This is a genomic window from Chitinophaga rhizophila (genome assembly GCF_019492185.1).
Lineage (GTDB): Bacteria > Bacteroidota > Bacteroidia > Chitinophagales > Chitinophagaceae > Chitinophaga > Chitinophaga rhizophila.
Genome location: NZ_JAICCF010000004.1, coordinates 1,088,060 through 1,106,822, shown reverse-complemented (window position 1 = coordinate 1,106,822; position 18,763 = coordinate 1,088,060). Strand labels below are relative to the sequence as shown.

Here is an 18,763-nt window from a genome sequence, read left to right as displayed (position 1 = left end):
CCGTAAACTACACAACATAATATGATGTTACGCAGACTAAGCGGATTTGTCATACTATTGCTTACCTTTTTCATGAGCGGATGCGCCAAGAAGGAGGCTAATGAAGCAATTCTGAAGATGAACGCAGATAACATAGCAGCAGCAGTACCTGCAAACGGATATGGCAGCCTGCAGGATGAGAATATCCAATACTTTGGCCGCTGGGATTTCAGCGACAGCACCCGGTATAACTCCTGGTGGGGTGGCGCTTACGTCCGGGTGAACTTTACCGGAACTACAGTGAAAATCAAGACCGGCAATATCAGTAACTTCTACGCCAGCATTGACGGAGGCCCCTGGATCTCATACAAGCAGACAGGCGGTGTGATAGACTTAACGCCGGCAGCCCTTCACAGCGGCCAGCATACCCTGAGTGTGGCGCAGGGCCGGGATTATGATTACCTGTTTGCTTTTGAAGGATTGATCCTTGATGCAGGTGCGGTAACCAGTAAACCGGATACTTCCTCTTATCTCATTGAATACATCGGAGATTCCATTACGGCCGGTTACCTCGACGATCAGGCAAACGTGTCTGATTATGCCTGGATCTGTTCAGAAGCATTGGGCACAGAACATACACAGATTGCCTACCCGGGTATTGCACTGGTAAGCAGTCCCAGACATGGCGTTGCGATGGACAGGCAGTATTTCAAGCTGAAAACGCCGAATCACCCATCCTCGCCAAACTGGGATTTCAGCCGGTATACGCCACAGGCCATCGTGTTGAACCTGGGCACGAATGACAGTGATTATGAAGATACAGATAGTGTGTTCCAGGCAGTCTACTTCCAGTTGCTGCAGGACATCCGCACCAGATTCCCGCAGGCGGAGATCTTCGTAATGCGCACATTCCTCGGCATCCGGGCAATACCTACTGAAGCGGCAGTAGCAGCACGTATTGCAGCAGGAGATAAGCAGATACATTACGTGAATACCGCCGGCTGGATCAGTCAGAACACGTCTGATTACCTGGCAGATAACCTGCATCCCAGTGAGGCAGGTCATATTAAGGTCGCCGGACTGCTCAAAGCCGTACTTGCGCCGTATGTGCACGGTACGCAAGCATTACCGGATGGTACCTACAGCATTGAAAACCGTAACAGCGGGCTGGTACTCGATGCCGCAGGCCAGGGTACTGCCAGCGGTACGGCCGTACAGCAGTGGACAGGCAACAACGGTGTGAACCAGCACTGGCAGGTAAGCTACCTGGGTAACAACCGTTACCGGATTGTGGGCGTACAGAGTGGGAAATCACTGGATGTAACAGGGCAGTCCCTTGCGGATGCTGCAATCCTGCAACTGTACGACTATAACGGCGGCGACAACCAGCAATGGATATTGTCAGCAGTGACCAACGGGTACTATTACATCACCGGTGTGCAAAGTGGCAAAGTGCTGGAGATCCCTGCACAGTCAACAGCACCGGGAGTGACAGTAGCACAGTATCGCAATAATGGCGGTGCTCATCAGCAGTGGGCTTTCAAACGCCTGTAAGTGAAACGAAGTATATTATCAGGAGGTGGCATCTGCACAGATGCTGCCTCCTTGTATTTATGGAAAAGGTAGCCCTGGAAATGCACCGGATATCATGTTTTCTGAGTAAGTTTGTCCGGTGTATCGCAATCGGGTGAACAGAAAGGGAGTATTCCCACTGCTAACAGTGAACTAAATATTTTCATGTATGGAGATGTTTTCGGAACAACTTGAACAGAAAGAGAAAGAACAATCCATTTTACTGGAACTGAGTACGCGGATCGCTGCCGCCAGACGCAGGGAAGACCTGTGGAATGTTATCACAGACCAGCTGCTGGAACTGTTCAACAGCAGATACTATACTATCTGTATGTTGAATGAAGACGGCGCTACACATACACCTTTTCTTCACAGCCAGGAATCCACCATCAGTTCCAGGACGGGAGAGACGCCTATTATGGCAGATCTCCATCCGGTGGAAGATGGCGTATTCAATATTGTACTATCAGCAGAAGGTCCTGTAGTATTTGAGCTGCAGAAGGTGATGAAAGGAAATAAAGTGCCGCCTTATGTATACCGCTGGTTTAACGTAGGGGTGGTCGAGATGCTGGCAGTCAGGATCTGTAATGGGAATCAGCCTAAAGGTTTATTGTACCTGTTTACGGAGAAGAAAAATGCATTTGTCAATGTGGATGACAGGTTTGTAAGGGCGATTGCAGATATGCTGGGAATAGGTATCAGTAACATTCTTGCGAATGAGACAATAGAGCGACAGCTGCTGGAAATAGAGCGTTTCAAACAGCGCCTGGAGAATGAGAACAGGTACCTGCAGGAAGAGCAGGGCTTGCAGAATACCTTTGCAGACATCATTGGCGGGTCGGCAGAGATACAGGAACGCATCCACATACTATCCCGGGTAGCGCCCTCCGAGTCAACGGTATTGTTGCTGGGCGAGACAGGCACCGGCAAGGAGGTATTTGCCCGGGCCATCCATGCCGCCTCACCCCGGAAGGAACACCTGATGATTAAGGTGAACTGCGCCGCTTTGCCGCCTAACCTGATAGAGAGTGAGTTGTTTGGTCATGAGAAGGGCAGTTTTACAGGCGCTACACAACGCAGGATCGGCAAGTTTGAGCTGGCAGATAACAGTACCCTGTTCCTGGATGAAATAGGCGAACTACCGCTGGAATTTCAGTCGAAGTTGCTCAGGGTATTACAGGAAAAGGAGATAGAACGTATCGGGGGAAAAAGCACTATAAAGGTCAATGTGCGTATTATAGCGGCAACCAACAGGAACCTGGAAGAAGAAGTACGGGCCGGCCGGTTCAGGAGTGATCTGTACTACCGGTTACATGTTTTCCCGATAGCGATACCCGCGCTCCGGCAGCGGAAGAGCGACATTCCGGCGCTTGCAGCACATTTCCTGCAACGTTTTGCTGCCAGAAGCAGGAAACAGGCCCCGACTATATCCGCCAAAGCAATGGAAAGCCTGGTACATTACGACTGGCCAGGTAACGTGCGGGAGCTGGAGCACCTGATGGAAAGGACACTGTTGCTTACTACCACACCAGTAATTACCAAGATTCCACTACCGGGAGTACCCGTATCAGCCGCAAAGGATACAGAAAGTACTGCCGTGCTGCCGCTGAACCTGATGGAGAAAGAATACATCCTGAAAGTACTCAGGTTATGCAATGGCAGAATTGCCGGACCTAACGGAGCCGCGGCAAAACTGAAACTGCCTTCTACTACGCTGAACTCGCGTATGAAGAAACTGGGCATCAAAAAAGCACATTATATCAGTTCTGAAGAACCAGAGATGCCGCAAAATGACACTTTTATCCTTTGAAGGTCTGTTTGATACCTAACTTTTTCATACGGGAATAGAGCGTCTGAGCAGGCATACCAAGTAGTTCTGCTGCACCCCCCGGGCCAGATACTTTCCCTTTGCCTGCCTTTAATGCATTGATAATATGCTCACGCTCTACTTCTTCCATGGTCTTCATTTTACCTGACTGAAAAGTTTCCGTTTCGCGCATCAACGCGGAAGGCATGTCGATTACGTCGATAGCATTGCCGGTTGACAGCAATACATGTCTTTCTATAACATGTTCCAGTTCCCGGATGTTTCCGGGCCAGTCATACGTCATTAGCGTCTGCATGGCATGCTCACTGATGGTTTCAACTGGCAGGTTGTTCTTCTGGGCGTATTTGCGCAGGAAGTGGTAGGCCAGCGCATGGATGTCTTCTTTCCGGGAGCGGAGCGGAGGTAATTCCAGGGGGAATATGCTTAAGCGGTAATAGAGGTCCAGGCGGAAGCGGCCTTCAGCTACTTCTTTCTCCAGGTGCCGGTTAGTAGCAGCTATAATACGCACATCTACCTTCACCGGACTTTCACCACCTACCCGTTCAATCTCTTTTTCCTGTAATACCCGTAGCAGTTTTACCTGGGCATCCGGCGGCATTTCCCCGATTTCATCCAGGAAGATCGTGCCTTTGTCGGCCTGCTCAAACCTGCCGGTACGTTTCTGTGTTGCGCCGGTGAATGCGCCCTTTTCATGACCGAACAGTTCTGTCTCGATCAGGGAAAGGGGAAGGGCAGCACAGTTAACGACCACCATAGGCCGGTTGGCCCGGGTAGACAACTTATGGATGCATTGGGCAACAAGCTCCTTACCCGTACCGCTTTCACCGCTGATTAGCACAGAAGTGTCAGAAGGAGCCACTATTTTGATCTGTTCCGTTAGTTCTTTGGTGCGGGGACTCGTACCGATAATGTTGTCAAGATAATTGGCATCTGCTTTTACCGCAGCTTCCCTTTGCAGACGTACGTTTTCAGTCTGGTGTTTGTAACGGGCAATATCCAGCATCACAAACAGGTCTTTTTCCCGGAAAGGTTTTACCAGGAAACCATAGGGCTGGGTTTGTTTAGCCGCTTCCAGCGTACGGTGGTTGGTATTGGCAGAAATGTAAAGGAAAGGGATCTTCTTCACCATCAGTTCCTTTCCGAGGTCAATACCTGTATGATCGCCCTTGAGGATGATATCGAGCAGCACCCAGTCAGGATGATGTTTTTCTATCAGTGCGCGGGCCTGTACTACTGAAGCCGCGATACCGCATATGAGGTATCCTGCTTTCTGGAGCATCAGCCGCAGGTCGTTAGCAACGATAAATTCATCTTCAACTATCAGTATGGTTCCTTTACTATTCATCAGGTTAGCGTGTCTGTTTGTTCGTTGGATATAAATTCCCTGCATCTGAAAGTGACCTTTACAGATACACCGGGTTGATTGTCTGTCAGCTCAAAATCGCCATCCAGCTGCTGACTAAGCCCCTGCATCAGGCTCATACCGAGGGATGCGGAAGCCAGGATGTCTTTACCTGGAGGAATGCCTACGCCATTGTCTGCCACTGACAGCTGGCACATTCCTGCCGGGTGTGATTGGAAACGTATCTGTATGCTGCCCTTTCTACCCCCGGGAAAGGCGTATTTTAAGGCATTGCTGACGGCTTCATTCAAGATCAGGCCTATGGGAACCGCTTCCACTACATCCAGCTCTATATCGTCGCATTCCATGAAGAAACTGATACGCTGGTCGGCTTCAAGACTGTCTTTGATATACCCGATCATTTCGGGAATATACCAGTACATATCTATTTTCCCAAGATTTTCTGTCTGATACAACCGCTGGTGGATCAGCGACATCGAATACATACGTTGCTGGCTGTTGCGGATAGCCGCCAGCGCGTCTTTATTGTTCAGGTATTGTGATTGGGTATTCAGCAGGCTGATAATGATCTGCAAATTGTTCTTTACCCGGTGGTGGATCTCCTTTAACAGCCACTCTTTTTCCTCAAGCAGGCCTTTCAGGGTTTCGTTACGGGTATTGATCTCGCCCTGCTGACTTTCCAGCTGTATATTGGTGCGTTTGTTACTGCGGTACCTGGCATATACCAACCCGAGGAAGATGATCAGTCCTACGACACCGCCGATGATGAAATACCTGATCACCCGTTCCTTTTGCAGAGAGGCTTCCTGTAACTGGCTTTTCTGCACCAGCAACCGGATGTCCTTGTCTTTCTGGTCCGTCTCAAACTGCAGTTGCAGTTGTCCCAGTTGTCTGGCCTGGGCCAGATTGGTGAGTGAGTCAGCAAGCCCTTTGTATACCTGGAAGTCTTTGATGGCAGCAGAAAGGTTGCCCAATGCGGAATCTGTTCTGAAGCGCAGGTGAGCCACCATGCTGTTGGTAATGAGGAAAGGCGTCTGATGTACGGCTAGTTTGTCCAGGTAGGGAATCGCTGCTGTATAATTACCCGTTTCTACCAGGTACAAAGATAGGTAAGCGCTTAATATTGACCGTTCTTGCTCATTGATCTTACCGCTGTTGTAGATATCCAGCATCTTGCGGTAATGGATGGCAGCGTTTTTATAATCATGCAGGTACAGGTAGGTGCGCAGGTAGCGGATGGTGACATAACTGATGTCGTAGATATCCGTCAGCGGATGCGTATATACACCGGCATCCAGACTGTCCAGACCTTGTTTGTACTGTTTCATCCGGATGAGCAGTTCGCCGATATTGATCTGGAAGTTCTGTATAGAGACTGCGTCATTATTCTTGTAGGATAGCGCCAGTCCTTTCTGATAGAACTCCATGGCCTGCTTATTATAGTCGATGCCATAATAGGCAACCGCCAGCCGGTTATAGATAGACGCCATGAGTGAGCTGGAATCTTTGAGTTGTTCACCGGTTTCGACCGCCAGCAGGTTATAGCGTAATCCTTCTACGAAATTGCTGTTGTCGGTGTGTACAGCCCCGATCAGCGCATATACCCCCTGTAAGTTTTTATGACCGATGGATTTGTATAGGACGAGTGCTTTTTCCAGCCGGTCCAGTGAGTTGCGGTAGTCCTGTTTGAGGTGATACAGATCTCCGGTAAATTCCAGGAGCGAAGCTTGTTTAAGGGTATCGCCGATCTGCCGCCATACAGCAATACCTTCCTCAAACAGATGTATTTTCTCAGGGAGATCGGCTTCTGAATTGCTGTAACAGTTGCCCAGTTCTATAAAGGCTTCGGCTTTCTGCGCGTCGGTACCGGCAGTGCGCAGGATACGGAGCGCCTCACGGGCAAATGGTTTAGCTTCCTCATTCAGTCCTTTATGACGATGAGCGCGGGAGATCAGCAAACTGCCAAGACCTGTTCCCTGCAGGTATTGCAGGTGCCGGCTCTGCGCCACTATCTGCCTGCCCAGCAGCATCACACTATCTATCGCCGCCGGCGAGGGATGTGGACTATTCAGCAGTTTATCTCCCAGTTCCCAGAGGCGTTGTACAGCCGGGATGTCAGTGGGTGCTTTCTGATCAGAGGAATAGGTATAGGTGGTTGCCCATCCATGGAACGTAAATAGCAGATAAGTGATGAAAAGTATATAGCGGATGCCGCTCATGCTGTTTTATTCAATTTGGTCAGTGCGCTGAGATGTAGCGAAGTGTAGTACCTGGCAATATAGATACCAAATTGTAAGGTGTTAATTATCAGTTCAATAGTCGTAATATGGCGGAGTGATTTATGACGATATTTCGTGCTTTTATGATAAGCGTCAGAAATAGAGGAACTGTACCGGTCAGGATGCTTCTTCGGCAAATGTAGGTAATCTGTCGGTTGATGCAAAGTTCTGGTACCTGAATGCCAGCGAAATACGGACACCCGGATGGTTGTCAGTCAGCTCGAACTGACCGTCCAGCTGCATGCTGAGACCCTGCATCAGGCTCATACCGAGAGAAGCTGTCGCCATGGCGTCCATACCGGGAGGTATTCCTGCTCCATTGTCAGCAATGACCAGTTCACAGCAGTCTTCTGTTGTCTGCATCAGCTGAATATCAATATGGCCTTTTCTTCCGCCTGGGAAGGCGTATTTAATGGCATTGCTGACTGCTTCGTTGAGTATCAGTCCTACGGGAACTGCCTGTGCCACGTCCAGTTCTATAGGTGCGCAGGCCAGGTGAAAAGTGATCCTGCGGTCAGTCTCAAAGCTGTCTTTCATATACCCGATCATCTCAGGTATGTACCAGTGCATATCGATTTTACCAAGATTATCAGTCTGGTACAGCCGCTGATGTATCAGCGACATGGAGTACATGCGCTGCTGACTGTTACGGATGGCTGCCAGTGCGTCTTTGTTATTCAGGTATTGGGACTGTGTGTTGAGCAGACTGATAATGATCTGAAGGTTGTTCTTTACGCGGTGGTGTATTTCTTTCAGCAGCCATTCTTTTTCATCGAGCAGCCCTTTCAGCATATCGTTCTGGGCGTTGATCTCGTTTTGCTGTTTTTCAAGCTGGATGTTCGTCCGTTTTTTATTCCGGTATCTGCTGTAAATCAGTCCGAGGAAGGCAATTAAAATGATCACCCCGGCGATGATCACATAACGGATCACCCTTTCTTTTTGGAGGGAAGCTTCCTGTAGCTCGTTACGTTGTACCAGCAGTTTAATGTCTTTATCTTTCTGGTCAGTCTCAAACTGCAGTTGCAGCTGGCCCAGTTGTCTGGACTGTGCCAGGTTACGGGCAGAGTCAGACAGGGTTTTATGCCTGACCATGTGTGCGATGGCGGCAGACAGGTTACCCAGGGCAGAATCAGTTTTGTATTGCAGCTGGGCTATACTGGCATTTCTGAGTACAGAAGAAGGGTAGGTCTGCTCCATAACAGCGAAGGTATCGAGGTAGGGGGCTGCCTCTGCAAAGCGTCCTTTCTTCACGAGATAGGTAGACAGGCTAAGACGGAGTTCCTGCCTCATAAGTTCATTGACCTGGCCGTATATACCGAGCATTTTGCGGTAACACTTCTCTGCTTGCTGGTGATCATTCAACTGGAGGTACATCCTGATAAACCGCATCATGAAGAAGCCTTCGTCGTTGGCATCGGCTACAGGAAACTGGGTATATGCAGCATTCAGACTATCAAGCGCTTCCTCATAGCGGCCCATTTTACCCAGCAGCTCACCGATATTGAAAAGGAAGTTCTGTATCGCATTTGGATCTTTATTAATCCGGGCGAGGTACATACCTTTCCGGTAATATTCCATAGACTGCCGGGTGTAGTCGATGTTGTAATAGCTCATGGCCAGCCGGTTGTAGACGGTAGACATCAGCATGCCGGAATCGCCCAGTTCTTCGCCGGTTTTAACTGCCAGCAGGTTATAGCGAAGCGCTTCGATGTAATTGCTCTTTTCATTATGTACACTGCCCAGGAGGGCGTATACACCCTGTAGTTTCTTATAGCCGATGGACTGGTAAATGGTTAATGCCTGGTGCAGGTGGGAGAGGGCGGCGTTATAGTCCTGCTTTACCTGGTTAATGTCGCCCAGTACTTCCAGCATGGAGGCTTCCTTCATTTTGTCGCCCAGGCGATGGTAGATGTCAATACCCTGCTGGTAGCAGGAGATTTTAGCGGGTATATCTTCGTCAGTATTGTTATATGTTCCACCCAGTTCGATCAGCGCATCTGCTTTCTCCCGGGGAGTGTTCAGTTTTTCAAAGATGGATACAGCCTGTTGTGCAATTATCCTGGCATCCTGCGGGTGGCCGCTCTGCACCATCGTTCTGGCTCTCAGTAATTTACTCAGCCCTTGACCCAATGCAGTATTTCTATGGCGGCTTAGCTGCTCCATCCGGTTGGCGATCGCCATGGCGCTGTCCATATCTGCTTGTACAGTGCCTGGTTTTGCCAGGTACATTTCTCCCCTGGACATGAGTTGTCTTATTGCAGCGATTTCTTTGTCATCGTTATCGAAAGTCCGGCCAATTGAATAGTAGTTCCCGCAAAGAAGGCAAAGCAGGAAAAGCGTAAAAAGTAAGTAGCGGTTACCGCCCATGCTGGTTTAGAAATTAATGTTCACAGTTCGTCCGTTTACCTCAAAGTGGCAGTGTTCACTTAACGGCGAGGCGGAAAGATAGCAAAAGAAGGGCTATTTTTCTTATAAAAGCGGAGAGCCGGTTATTTCAGTTGATTTACGCATTTGCTGAAAGGCCGTGGGCGTCATCCGGAATTGTTTGAGAAAGGCCTTTCCGAAGCTGCTTTGGGAGTTAAACCCTGTCATCATTGCCACTTCAAATATTTTGTAGCCGGTACTTGTTAGCAGTTCAGCTGCTTTTTTCAGTCTTACGACCGAGACCAGTTCGTTGGGCGTCAGGTCAGAGAGGGCTTTGACTTTCCTGTAGAGGGTTGGTCTGCTGATATTCAGTTTTTTTGCCAGCAGGTCTATATCCAGGGCAGTATTTTCTATGTTTTCCAGGATCAGGCTATTGAGACTGGCGAGGAAATCTTCAGAGGTATATTTCGTAGTCGCCACGCTCATATGTGCCAGCGGATGTTGCGTATAATAGGCGCGAATTTTCTTCCGGTTATCCAGCAGACTGGCAATCTGGACTTTCAGCAGCTCTTGCGGGAAGGGTCTTTCTATACAGGCATCAGCGCCGGCTTTCAGTCCTTCGAGGCGGTGTTGCATGGCTTTGTTGCCTGTCAGCAGGATGATGGGTATATGGGCATAATGGGGGCTTTTTTTCAGCTGGAGGCAGAGCTCAAAGCCATTTACAACGGGAGTTATCGCGGCAGCGATGATGATACGTACCGGATAGTTGGCAGTGATTTCCAGTGCGCGCTGGCCATCTTCTGCGGTGAAGATCAGGTAATCATTACCCAGTTCTTCAGCGAGTAGTTGCAGCATGTGCTGGTCATCATCTACGATTAAGAGTGTGTCTTGCATACGTGGTCAGATAAAAGATGCGGTGAGTAGTCAGTCTATGTATAGCGTTCCTGTTCAGTAGTCGTGGGCTCAACTCTTGGCGCTTTTCTGTATGGTAATCGTTGCCATGTGTTTCCGTCGGCCAACGGATGGGTACTGGCAAGTAGTGGGATAGTACTATATCTGATAGGAAACTATACCCTGTGTTGTTGAATGTGGAGCAATACCTGTAGTCAGGTGGGTGTTTGTAAGATTAACATAATCAATGTTTTATAACGTGTTTTCCATATTGTTGTTTTTGACGTGGCAATGTATTGGCAATCAGTAGTCTGACAAGTCACAGGCCCTGATTGAAGACGATTCTTCCTCAATTTACGCAACCGATTGCGATTTGAGAAATATTAACCAATTATTGATAATCTGAGACGAAATAATCTGGCAATTTAGTAGGTACTTCACATCTGATTAGGAAGGTGAGGATCGATAAAATGCAACACCAGCATGATTCCCGTATGAAATACAGTGTTCCCCGGAGGTGGCATGGACTACTCACTGAAATACTTAATGTGTGTTTAACTGACAATATAGAGATCTGTTGACATATTTTCATTTATAAACTATCAATCCCACGCGTTATGAAGCTTTCTTTACGAGCTTTTTTTTGGAGTTGTCTGTCTCCAGACAAACAGAAACGGACGCTTCATGCATTGCTGACAATAGCCGCAATGCTGATGCTGACGACAGCCTATGCCCAGAACGGCCAGCCGGTAAGAGGCAGAGTACTGGATGAGACAGGGAAGCCCTTGTCTGGTGTTACTGTAGCCGTCAGGAATACCAATAGAGGAACTGTGACCGGCGCTGATGGTAATTATACTATCACCGCGTCGGCAGGAGAAGTATTGCAATATAGTTTTATCGGGTATACTGCCACGCAGGTAACCGTAGGTAGTGGTGCGAACTATCAGGTGAACCTGGCTCCTAACTCACAGTCATTGGAACAGATGGTTGTGATTGGTTATGGTGCACAGAAGAAAAGCTCCCTGACAGGTTCCGTTGCTTCGGTGAACAGCAAGACCATTGCAGAATTACCTGTTGTGAGTGTACAGCAGGCACTGCAGGGACGTGTGGCCGGTCTGACCGTTACTAACAATGGTACGCCTGGTGCTGACCCAATTATCCGTATCAGGGGTATCAGTTCCATCAGCTATGCATCAGATCCATTGTATGTAATAGACGGATTTCCAACGTCCAACCTGGCCAGCTTTGACAGCCGGGACGTACAATCCGTGGAAGTATTGAAAGACGCAAGTGCAGCAGCCATCTATGGCTCCCGTGCTACGAATGGTGTCATCATCATCACGACTAAAAAAGGATCCCGCGAAGGTAAACCACGCGTCACCTTCGATTCATACGCAGGTGTACAGTCAGCCTGGAAAACAATAGACCTGCTGAATACACAGCAATATCTGCAATATGAGCGTGCACTGAACGGCGCCGCAGGCATATCAAGACCACCACGCCTGGAAGATGCAAACTTTAATCAGCCCATCTATGAGGGTACTAACCAGACGTTTGCGCAAACCAATACAGACTGGCAGGATGCGTATTTCAAAAAGGCGCTGATTACACAATCACATGTGTCTGTAAGTGGCGGCAATGACGCCTCCCGTTATTTCATGTCTGCCGGCCACCTGAAACAGGATGGTATTGCGCAAGGCGTGAATTATGAACGCGGCAACTTCCGTATTAACTCAGAGCATAATGTGAGCAAAGTATTTACCGTAGGAGAGAACGTACTGTTGTCTTACTCCAAACAACGGTATGACAATACACAGGGTAACAGAACCCGGCTGGCAAATGTGATCAGAGCCTTGCCTTACCTGCCGGTATATGACCCTACTACCAACGGTGGATTCCGTAATGCAGAGAACAGCGTGGATGGTGCTGACCCGACCAATCCCGTAACAGATGCACTGCTGCTGGGAGATGCGCACAGGCAGGTATTCAAGTTATTGGGAACTGTGTATGCACAGGTGAACCTTACATCATGGCTGAACTTCCGTTCTACATTCGGTGCTGACTATGTATCTACCTATCAGCATGAGTTCCTGCCTATCTATAACGACAAGGGTAGAAATGCGACGGTAGCAACCATCAATGACCAGCGGGCGAACAGAACGACCTTACTGTACACGCAGCAGCTGACCTTTGATAAGACATTTGGCAGACATCATATCAATGCCGTGGCAGTATATGAGCGGCAGCAGGCGGATAACTTTGGCGAGACGCAATCCGGTAACCAGACTACTAATGACAGAGAGACATTCGTAGGCGCTACCAATGTAACAGCCTTTTCTGCACGTACAGCTACACTGATACAGTCGTATATAGGCCGCGTGAGTTATGACTTTGCCGGCAAGTATCTGCTGAGCGGCGCTATACGTCGTGATGGACTGTCTGTATGGGCACCGGGCCGTAAATTCCAGAGCTTCCCTTCTGTATCGGCAGGCTGGAAGATAGACCAGGAAGAATTTCTGAAGCCAGTCACCGCTATCTCCGAATTGAAGGTGCGCGGAGGCTGGGGTATCACCGGTCTGAATGCCATCGGTATATTCCCTGCATTGCAAAATTCTATCCTGGCCAATGAATATCCATGGCAGGCAGTCGTACAGGCAAATGGAGCAACCTATCCGTTCGGTAATACAATCAGCGTGGGTAATGCCTCTTATTACAACCAGCTGGCCAGTAGTGGCCTGGAATGGGAGAAGACAAAACAACTGAATATCGGGGTAGACCTGGGATTGTTCAATAACAAAGTAACGCTGACAGCAGAATGGTACCGTCGTCAGACAGACAACCTGATCCTGACCATTCCAACGCCTTACAGCTTTGGTTACGGTGGCACCGGTTCTCAGCTGAATGCGGCATCTATGAGGAACAACGGTGTGGATATACAGCTAGGCTACAACAAAACCAGCGGTAGCTTCACCTGGAATGTAAGCGGTAATATCGGCTTCATCACCAACAGGATACTTAGCCTGAATACACCAGGAGCTACCATCGATGCCGGTGCAGATGCAGATTTCGGTAATGGTAATATGACCCGTACTGTTGCGGGCCAGCCTATCCAGTCTTTCTATGGGTATGTAGTGGATGGTATCTTCCAGAGCCAGGATGAAGTAAACAAAAGCCCTGAACAGATAGCAGGTACCGATCCCGCCAAATCTACCGCACCTGGCGATATCAAATTCAAAGATCTGAACGGCGACGGTCGGATTACAGCAGACGACCGTACGTTCCTGGGTACTTACATTCCTAAGTTCACCTATGCCCTGAATTATAGTGCCAACTACAAGAACTTTGATATGTCTCTGTTCTTCCAGGGCGTACAGGGCAACAAGATCTTTAACGGTACCAGGGTACTGCGCGAAGGTATGGCCCGTTTGTTCGGAGCAGGCGTAGAAGTACTGGATGCATGGACGCCAACCAATACTAATACTGATATTCCAAGAGCGATCAGCGGCGATCCTAACCAGAACGCCCGTGTATCAGACCGCTGGATCGAGGACGGCTCTTACCTGCGACTAAAAAACGTGATACTGGGGTATACGTTGCCGGCATCAGCGCTACGTACGCTGACAAACGGTGCGATCACCAACTTCAGGGTATATGTGTCTTCGCAGAACCTGCTGACCTTCACTTCCTATAAAGGATGGGATCCGGAGATCGGTACGAAGAATACGACACTCACCAACGGTATTGATTATGGCCAGTATCCATCTGCAAGGTCCTTCCAGTTTGGCTTGCAGGTAGGTTTCTAAACAGCGCAGCAAAAAAGATCAGACATGAAAAAATTCACTTATTTCAATTATATAATGGCAGCTATGTTATCGGCTGCAATGTTGACCACTTCCTGTACCAAGGATCTGGATAAGACGAATCCGAGTTATGCCACTCTGGACAACTATTTTAAGAACAGTGCAGAGATGTTGAAAGGCACCAATGCTATTTACTCTGCATTTCATGCCGGCAATCTGATTGGCAGGGAATGGTTCTTTGTACATGACCTGAGAAGCGACGATGTATCGTCTGGTGGTGGTCAGCTGGAAGTGCCGCGTGCACAGATCCTGAATGGAGCCACTTCCTCAGATAACCCTGTGCTGGGTAGCGTGTGGAGAGGTTTGTATACGGTTATTCACCGTGCCAATACAGTCATTGGCAGTGAACCAAACGTAACAGACAATGATGAGGTACGCGATCAGTGCGTTGCACAGGCAAAGTTCTTCCGTGCATGGGCATATTTTGAACTGGTAACGCTATGGGGAGGTGTACCGGTGTACACTACCGTAGTCAGTGCGCCTGACCAGTTTCAGCCAAGAGTCGCAGAAGATGCCGTGTATACACAGATCATCAAAGACCTGACAGAAGCAGTAGCTGTACTGAAGCCAACATATGGCACCTCCGATCTTGGCCGTGTAACGTCAGGTGCAGCTAACGCGATGTTAGGGAGAGTACACCTGCAGAAAGGCGATTATGCAGCCGCTAAGGAAGCGCTGCTGAAAGTAACCGGCGCTGGCCTGTATAGACTGGTAGACAACTATATTGATAATTTCCTGGAGGAAACAGAGTTCAATGCTGAATCTATCTGGGAAGCAGTATACTTTGACAGAGGCGATAACGGTTTTGACTGGAATGGTACCGGAGATGGCGCAGGTACTGCACAATCTACCATCCGGAACCAGGAGTATAGTCCGGTAGCATGGCGGAACCTGATTCCCTCCAACAAATTCATCAATGAGTTTGAGAATACAGCTACCGGCGCTCCGAAAACAGATCCGCGTTTCTCAAATACAGTATATCAGACCGGAGACAGGTTCAATAATGACGCAGATGTATTGACAGACGCTATGCAGAATGGTAACTCTTCTGTGCTGAACGGAGTTACTAAAAAGATCAGCTGGCGTAAGTTTATGATCATTTACAAACAGAGTTTGTCTGCAGCATCTTACCACCCCGGAGGTAACAACCAGCGTATTATCCGGTACGCCGAAGTGTTGCTGATGCTGGCAGAGTGTGAAAACGAACTAGGTAATACCGGTGCAGCAGTGGGTTATCTCAACCAGATCAGGAGCAGGGCTTCAGTAGATATGCCGGCATATCCGACAGCCCAGTATCCGGTGTCTAATAAGCAACAGGTAACCAGGGCGTTGATGCATGAAAAATGGGTAGAAATGGGCGGCGAAGAGATACGTAACCGCGATATACTAAGATGGAGGAAGAAGGGGTATTTTACAACAGATCCCCTGCCATACTTCAGGGCTAACAGGGATGAGTTGCTACCTATCCCGCAGCAGGAGATTGACAATAATCCGGAACTGGGGGCTGGCGGTATCGCCAAGCAGAATCAAGGCTATTAATCAATCAGGAATTAAGAATGAGGCGAATACCAGCTTCATGCTTAAGTCCTGATGTTTGAAGAAGGTTGTGTTATATATCCGTAGTAGTTTCAAAGGGGGAGGCCGGAAGGCCTTCCCTATTGTACAAATTAGGTTGTGCAGGGTTGTCAGCCCAGGCATATCTTACACGCATAGGTTTGTTAACACCATCAGCCCATACCACAACAGTATTACCTGCTATTTTGGCCTGTGCCCATATGAACTTGCCATCTGCGCCAGCTATCGCAAACTGAGCAGGCGGTTGCCCGTCATTGGTGGTAAGACCAGTACCGGTATTGCTGAAATGCAGGATCACTTTGTTGCCGTCAACTTTTGCTTCAGTAAACAAAGGCCCCTCAGCAATCAGTTGTTTTTCGCCATAGACATATTTCCTTGCCAGGAGAGCTAGCCTGTCGCCTACTTCCTTTTTACGGTCCGGATGTACATCATTCCATTCTCCCAGTTCAATGGTTACTGCCATGGCTGTATTGGGTACCTTTAGTGCTTTGCGTTGCGCTTCCCTCAGCATGGCCCAGTTACTTTCGGAAGGAAGATACTGTACATCCATAAAGCCTGGCAGTTGTACGAACAGAAACGGGAGTGGCTGTCGCCATTGGCGTCTCCAGTCAGCGATCAGTGCCGGCAGCAGTTGCTCGTATTCTTTGGCATTGTGGGTATTGCTTTCACCCTGGTACCACAAAGCGCCTTTTACAGCGTACGGTATAACGGGGGCCACCATGCCATTGTACAATGCAACAGGGCAGTTCTGTTCTCTGAATGTGGCGGCAGGAGGAGGTGTACTATATACGCCGCCAACCTTATAGTGCCATGTGCCTTTCAGGTCAAGGGTATCATTGCCGGCAGCGAGGTAATAAGGTTTATCAGGAATAAAGCCACCTTTACCGGCATGATTGGTAACACGTACGACAATCAGGTTCTTACCGGGATTCAGCATGCCGGCAGGAAGCTGATAGCGTCGCTGCGGATATTGGTATGTGGTATTACCAGCCAGCTTACCGTTCACGTATACAATATCTGCGTCAACAATACGGCCCAGTCTGAGAAGTGCTGGTTTGTCAGTCATGGATGCAGGAATATCTATTTCCCTGCGGTACCATACTGTGCCATCCAGATCACGGGTACCCTGATCTTCCCAGTAACCCGGTACATTGATAGGCCTCCATTGTAAGGGTTGATAGGAGGGGTCATACCAGGCTGGCTGGCTGTCCAGTCCTGCGTCAGTAAGTGCCGGCAGTGACGGAGCAGGAGGAGGGGCCGTTCTGCTTTCGTTGTCATGGATGGTATTCATGATGGAAGGAAAAGCCTGTAGCCCTTCTTTGCTGGTCCAGGCTTCTATGGGCGTACCACCTACTGACGCGTTTATAAGTCCGATAGGGATCTTATAACGTCGATAGAGGTCCCTGGCAAAGAAGTAGGCTACTGCAGAAAAGTCAGCCACATCAGTTTGTGTGGCTGATTTCCAGTATCCATCCGTAATGTCGGTTGAAGTCGTCTTCAAGTTAGACGTCTGAGGTATCTTGAAATGCCGTATCTCGGGATAGGCAGCTTCATTGATATCAGCAGCATAGCGTTCGCTATGCAGTGCCAGCTGGTGGACCATATTTGACTGCCCTGCGCAGAACCATACATCGCCTACCAGAATATCCCGTAGTGTGATATGGTTACTGGCATCGATATGCATGATGTAGGGGCCACCAGTTCTGAGAGCTGGCATGACCACCGACCAGGTACTGTCGGCCGAGGTGCGGGTACTGAACCTTTTGCCCTGGAAACGGATGCGTATTTGTTCGCCGGGAGTGGCCCACCCCCATATTTTAACCGGTGCGTCGCGTTGAAGTACCATGCTGTCGCGCACGAGTCTTGGCAGCCTTACCTGGGCATCGGAAGGGGTGTATAGCAGGCTGCAAAGTACAGCGCCGGTGATAGCGCGTAGGATCAGCGTCATACGGATGGATTGATCGTTTGAATAGCGCCATCTTCGTTGTAGTGCAGTTCGGTCACCTTCACATTACGTAGGTAAGTCTTGCCGGATAACTGTACATCGTGATAGAAGAGGTACCATTTGCCATCTTTTTCGATAATGGAATGGTGACTGGTCCATCCTTCTACCGGTTTCAGTATCACACCTTTATAGGTGAAAGGTCCGTATGGACTATCGCCGGTGGCGTAACACAGGTTATGGGTGTCGCCGGTAGAATAAGAGAAGTAGTATTTGCCCTTGTACTTATGCATCCAGGCAGCCTCGAAGAAACGTTTGTCATTGTCTTTCTCATGATAAGGCTGTCCGTTTTCATCGAGTAGTTTTACTTCCTGAACCGGGCCACCGAAATGTTTCATGTCTGGTGAGAGGATCGCCATTCTTGGAAGGATGGCCAGGTCGTCTGCTTTACGGTTACCTTGGGTGGAGTCGTATTTATTGTTATTCCATCGCTGTAACTGCCCGCCCCAGATACCGCCGAAGTACATGTAGAACTTGCCGTCGTCATCACGGAATACGCATGGATCAATGCTATAGCTGTTTGGAATAGGTGCAGGTTCAGCTTTGAAGGGGCCTTCAGGCTTATCGCTGGTAGCCACACCGATTCGGAAGATGTCCTTTTTATCTTTTACGGGGAAGTACAGGTAGTAGGTCCCATTAGCAAAGGCCGCATCTGGTGCCCATAGCTGTCTGCCTGCCCAGGGAATATCCTTTATATCCAGGGCCACACCATGATCTGTTACCGGTCCGCCTACAGCATCCATGGATAAGATATGAAAGTCTTTCATATCAAAGTGGCTGCCTAAATCGTCTTCCGGTATACCGGTGGCAGTGTCGTGGGAAGGATAAATGTAGATCCTGCCGTTGAATACATGCGCAGAAGGATCAGCAGTATGGATATGACTGACCAGCGGCTGGGAGAGGTATTTCTTCCCGGAGCTATCAGCAGAGACAGTAGTTTGGGTACTGTCTGCCGCTTTTGAAGAACCGGCAGGTTGACAGCTGTAACACAGGCAGGTAAGTGCTACTGGTACAGCGAGGGCGAAAGCAGATTGTAAGGTACGCATATCT

General features: G+C 49.0%; 10 protein-coding genes. 4 read left to right on the top strand and 6 right to left on the bottom strand.

Annotated features, from left to right (window positions below; genetic code table 11):
• Nucleotides 1-21: 21 nt before the first annotated feature.
• Nucleotides 22-1,533: an RICIN domain-containing protein gene (locus K1Y79_RS23895; protein ID WP_220252712.1), complete on the top strand. Its 1,512-nt coding sequence runs from the start codon at nt 22-24 to the stop codon at nt 1,531-1,533.
• Between the two features lie 187 nt (nt 1,534-1,720).
• A complete protein-coding gene (locus K1Y79_RS23890; protein WP_220252711.1) occupies nt 1,721-3,361 on the top strand; it encodes a sigma 54-interacting transcriptional regulator in 1,641 nt (546 codons plus the stop codon).
• Here K1Y79_RS23890 and K1Y79_RS23885 read toward each other — a convergent pair.
• The 4 genes from K1Y79_RS23885 to K1Y79_RS23870 all read right to left on the bottom strand — a co-directional run bounded on the left by K1Y79_RS23885 (nt 3,351) and on the right by K1Y79_RS23870 (nt 10,279).
• Entirely contained in the window at nt 3,351-4,724 is a 1,374-nt protein-coding gene (locus tag K1Y79_RS23885; protein ID WP_220252710.1) for a sigma-54-dependent transcriptional regulator, read from the bottom strand. The genes K1Y79_RS23890 and K1Y79_RS23885 overlap by 11 nt on opposite strands.
• On the bottom strand, nt 4,724-6,961 hold the full coding sequence (locus tag K1Y79_RS23880) for a tetratricopeptide repeat-containing sensor histidine kinase (RefSeq protein ID WP_220252709.1): 2,238 nt from the start codon (nt 6,959-6,961) through the stop codon (nt 4,724-4,726). The genes K1Y79_RS23885 and K1Y79_RS23880 overlap by 1 nt, the downstream gene beginning before the upstream one ends.
• Before the next feature lie 177 nt (nt 6,962-7,138).
• On the bottom strand, nt 7,139-9,265 hold the full coding sequence (locus tag K1Y79_RS23875) for a tetratricopeptide repeat-containing sensor histidine kinase (protein ID WP_236059788.1): 2,127 nt from the start codon (nt 9,263-9,265) through the stop codon (nt 7,139-7,141).
• 225 nt (nt 9,266-9,490) lie between these two features.
• Nucleotides 9,491-10,279, bottom strand: a complete 789-nt coding sequence (locus K1Y79_RS23870) for a helix-turn-helix domain-containing protein (RefSeq protein ID WP_220252707.1) — start codon at nt 10,277-10,279, stop codon at nt 9,491-9,493.
• A gap of 614 nt (nt 10,280-10,893) precedes the next feature.
• Between K1Y79_RS23870 and K1Y79_RS23865 the strand changes: the two genes are divergently transcribed.
• Together K1Y79_RS23865 and K1Y79_RS23860 are read left to right on the top strand one after the other, a co-directional pair.
• Nucleotides 10,894-14,079, top strand: coding sequence for a SusC/RagA family TonB-linked outer membrane protein (locus tag K1Y79_RS23865; RefSeq protein WP_236059787.1), 3,186 nt, complete (start codon nt 10,894-10,896; stop codon nt 14,077-14,079).
• Nucleotides 14,080-14,103: 24 nt separating this feature from the next.
• On the top strand, nt 14,104-15,675 hold the full coding sequence (locus tag K1Y79_RS23860) for a RagB/SusD family nutrient uptake outer membrane protein (protein ID WP_220252706.1): 1,572 nt from the start codon (nt 14,104-14,106) through the stop codon (nt 15,673-15,675).
• Nucleotides 15,676-15,745: 70 nt separating this feature from the next.
• Here the strand turns inward: K1Y79_RS23860 and K1Y79_RS23855 are convergent, their stop codons facing one another.
• On the bottom strand, nt 15,746-17,659 hold the full coding sequence (locus K1Y79_RS23855) for a sialate O-acetylesterase (RefSeq protein WP_220252705.1): 1,914 nt from the start codon (nt 17,657-17,659) through the stop codon (nt 15,746-15,748).
• The gene (locus tag K1Y79_RS23850) at nt 17,656-18,759 is read right to left on the bottom strand and encodes a glycoside hydrolase family 43 protein (RefSeq protein ID WP_220252704.1); all 1,104 of its coding nucleotides are present in this window, start codon (nt 18,757-18,759) and stop codon (nt 17,656-17,658) included. Before K1Y79_RS23850 ends, K1Y79_RS23855 begins: the two co-directional genes overlap by 4 nt.
• Nucleotides 18,760-18,763 lie beyond the last annotated feature (4 nt).